General features: G+C 60.2%; 3 protein-coding genes. All 3 read left to right on the plus strand.

From position 1 onward, the window contains the following. Positions 1–16 precede the first annotated feature (16 nt). The 3 genes from F8N49_RS26650 to F8N49_RS26660 all read left to right on the plus strand — a co-directional run bounded on the left by F8N49_RS26650 (position 17) and on the right by F8N49_RS26660 (position 3,299). The gene (locus tag F8N49_RS26650; protein WP_071173440.1) at positions 17–868 is read left to right on the plus strand and encodes an MIP/aquaporin family protein; all 852 of its coding nucleotides are present in this window, start codon (positions 17–19) and stop codon (positions 866–868) included. Positions 869–945: 77 nt separating this feature from the next. Continuing rightward, on the plus strand, positions 946–2,448 hold the full coding sequence (gene glpK / locus F8N49_RS26655; protein ID WP_151553229.1) for a glycerol kinase GlpK: 1,503 nt from the start codon (positions 946–948) through the stop codon (positions 2,446–2,448). 95 nt (positions 2,449–2,543) lie between these two features. Beyond that, complete coding sequence (locus tag F8N49_RS26660) at positions 2,544–3,299, plus strand: DeoR family transcriptional regulator (RefSeq protein WP_151553230.1); 756 nt, start codon at positions 2,544–2,546, stop codon at positions 3,297–3,299. The last annotated feature ends 15 nt before the right edge of the window (positions 3,300–3,314 follow it).

Raw genomic sequence — 3,314 nt, forward strand, 5'->3', positions numbered from 1 at the left:
AGAACCGAGGTTTTCAATGACAGCTGCTTTACCGCAACCATCGCTTTCCGGCCAATGCATAGCCGAATTCCTGGGCACCGCCCTTCTGATCTTCTTCGGCACCGGTTGTGTCGCCGCGCTCAAAGTCGCGGGCGCCAGCTTCGGTCTGTGGGAAATCAGCATCATCTGGGGCGTCGGCGTGAGCATGGCGATCTACCTCACCGCCGGGGTTTCCGGCGCGCACCTGAACCCGGCCGTGAGCATCGCTCTGGCAATCTTCGCTGACTTCGAAAAACGCAAATTGCCGTTCTACATCCTTTCGCAAATCGCCGGCGCCTTCTGCGGCGCGTTGCTGGTCTACACGCTCTACAGCAATCTGTTCTTCGATTACGAACAAACCCACCAGATGGTTCGTGGCTCGGCCGCCAGCCTGGAATTGGCGTCGGTGTTCTCGACCTACCCGAACCCGGTACTGTCGACGGCCCAGGCCTTTCTGGTCGAGATGATCATCACCGCGATCCTGATGGGCGTGATCATGGCCCTGACCGATGACAACAACGGCCTGCCACGCGGCCCGATGGCGCCGCTGCTGATCGGTCTGCTGATTGCCGTGATCGGCAGTGCGATGGGGCCGCTGACCGGTTTCGCGATGAACCCTGCGCGTGACTTCGGTCCGAAACTGATGACTTTCTTTACCGGTTGGGGTGAAATTTCCTTCACCGGTGGTCGTGATATTCCGTACTTCCTGATTCCGATTTTTGCACCGATTGTCGGTGCCTGCCTCGGCGCTGCCGGGTATCGCGGGCTGATTGCCCGTCACCTGACCGGCGCCACACCTGCTACAAAGGATGCAGAACCGGCCATTGACGGCAAACCAAGAACTTCTTGAAACAGTCGGCGCCGGCTCCTGCCCATCCGAGCCTGCGCCACGGCCCACTCTCGTTTTTTTCGTCCAAGGCAATCGACATGACCGACATTCAGAACAAGAACTACATCATTGCCCTTGATCAGGGTACGACCAGCTCGCGCGCGATCATCTTCGACCGCGACGCGAACGTGGTCTGCACCGCGCAGCGCGAATTCGTTCAGCATTACCCGCAAGCCGGTTGGGTCGAGCACGACCCGATGGAAATTTTCGCCACCCAGAGCGCGGTGATGGTTGAAGCGCTGGCCCAGGCCGGCCTGCATCACGACCAGGTCGCCGCGATCGGTATCACCAACCAGCGTGAAACCACTGTGGTCTGGGACAAGACCACTGGCCGTCCGATCTACAACGCGATCGTCTGGCAGTGCCGCCGCAGCACCGAGATCTGCCAGCAGCTCAAGCGCGATGGCCACGAAGACTACATCCGCGACACCACCGGCCTGGTCACCGACCCGTACTTCTCCGGCACCAAACTGAAGTGGATCCTTGACAACGTCGAAGGCAGCCGCGAGCGTGCGCGCAACGGCGAGCTGCTGTTCGGCACCGTCGATAGCTGGCTGATCTGGAAATTCACCGGCGGCAAGGTGCACGTCACCGACTACACCAACGCCTCGCGCACCATGCTCTTCAATATCCATTCGCTGGAGTGGGACTCGAAGATGCTGGAGATCCTCGATATCCCCCGCGAGATGCTCCCGGAAGTCAAAGCGTCCTCGGAAATCTACGGTCGTACCAAGAGCGGCATCGCCATCGGCGGTATCGCTGGCGACCAGCAGGCAGCACTGTTCGGCCAGATGTGCGTGGAGCCGGGCCAAGCGAAAAACACCTACGGCACCGGTTGCTTCCTGCTGATGAACACCGGCGACAAAGCAGTGAAATCCCAGCACGGCATGCTCACCACCATCGCCTGCGGCCCACGCGGCGAAGTGGCTTATGCTCTGGAAGGCGCCGTGTTCAACGGCGGTTCGACCGTGCAATGGCTGCGCGATGAACTGAAAATCGTCAACGACGCCCACGATACCGAATACTTTGCCAACAAGGTCAAGGACAGCAACGGCGTGTATCTGGTGCCGGCGTTTACCGGTCTCGGCGCACCGTACTGGGACCCGTATGCCCGTGGCGCGCTGTTCGGCCTGACGCGCGGCGTACGCGTCGATCACATCATCCGCGCCGCGCTGGAATCGATCGCCTACCAGACCCGCGACGTACTCGACGCCATGCAACAGGACTCCGGCGAACGCCTCAAGGCCCTGCGTGTGGACGGCGGCGCGGTGGCGAACAACTTCCTCATGCAGTTCCAGGCCGACATCCTCGGCACTCAGGTGGAGCGCCCGCAAATGCGCGAAACCACCGCACTCGGCGCTGCCTATCTGGCCGGTCTGGCCTGCGGTTTCTGGGGCAGTCTGGAAGAACTGCGCGGCAAGGCAGTGATCGAGCGCGAGTTCGAACCGAGCCTTGCGGAAACCGAGAAAGAGAAACTCTACAAAGGCTGGAAAAAAGCCGTCAGCCGCACCCGCGACTGGGCACGTGAGGACGCTGAATAAGCCAGCCTTGAGTTACACATAAGCATCTAACTGGTCGGGAGCGGATTCCTGCGGCATCATGGGCAAATTTTGCACGGCAGCCCAAAGGAAGCCCCATGAATCTGCCTCCCCGTCAGCAGCAAATCCTCGAGCTGGTCCGCGAACGCGGTTATGTGAGCATCGAGGAAATGGCCACGCTGTTCGTTGTCACCCCGCAAACCATCCGCCGCGACATCAATCAGCTCGCGGAAGCCAACCTGCTGCGTCGCTATCACGGTGGCGCCGCGTACGATTCCAGTGTCGAAAACACCGCGTATGCCATGCGTGCCGATCAGATGCGTGATGAAAAGCAACGCATCGGTGAAGCCATTGCCGCGCAGATCCCCGATCACGCCTCGCTGTTCATCAACATTGGTACAACCACCGAATCGATCGCCCGCGCCCTGCTCAATCACAGTCACCTGAAAATCATCACCAACAACCTGCACGTCGCCTCGATGCTCAGCGCCAAGGATGATTTCGATGTGCTGCTGACCGGCGGCAATGTAAGGCGGGACGGCGGTGTGGTCGGTCAGGCGAGTGTGGATTTCATCAATCAGTTCAAGGTCGATTTCGCCTTGGTCGGGATCAGCGGGATCGATGAGGACGGCAGCCTGCTCGACTTCGATTATCAGGAAGTACGGGTCAGCCAGGCGATCATTGCCAATGCGCGGCAGGTGATTCTGGCGGCGGACTCGAGCAAGTTCGGGCGTAACGCGATGATTCGACTGGGGCCGATCAGCCTGATCGATTGCCTGGTCACCGATCAGCAGCCGGTACCGGCGCTGGCGCAGTTGTTGAGTCAGCACAAGATTCGGCTGGAAGGCGTTTAACGCTTCCAGGCATCA

Source organism: Pseudomonas sp. GXM4 (genome assembly GCF_008923895.1).
Classification (GTDB): Bacteria; Pseudomonadota; Gammaproteobacteria; order Pseudomonadales; family Pseudomonadaceae; genus Aquipseudomonas; species Aquipseudomonas atacamensis.

Bases quoted from the DNA above. Each gene is read 5' to 3' on its own strand.
- F8N49_RS26660 (WP_151553230.1), top strand. From the start codon at position 2,544: ATGAATCTGCCTCCCCGTCAGCAGCAAATCCTCGAGCTGGTCCGCGAA.
- glpK (WP_151553229.1), top strand. From the start codon at position 946: ATGACCGACATTCAGAACAAGAACTACATCATTGCCCTTGATCAGGGT.
- F8N49_RS26650 (WP_071173440.1), top strand. From the start codon at position 17: ATGACAGCTGCTTTACCGCAACCATCGCTTTCCGGCCAATGCATAGCC.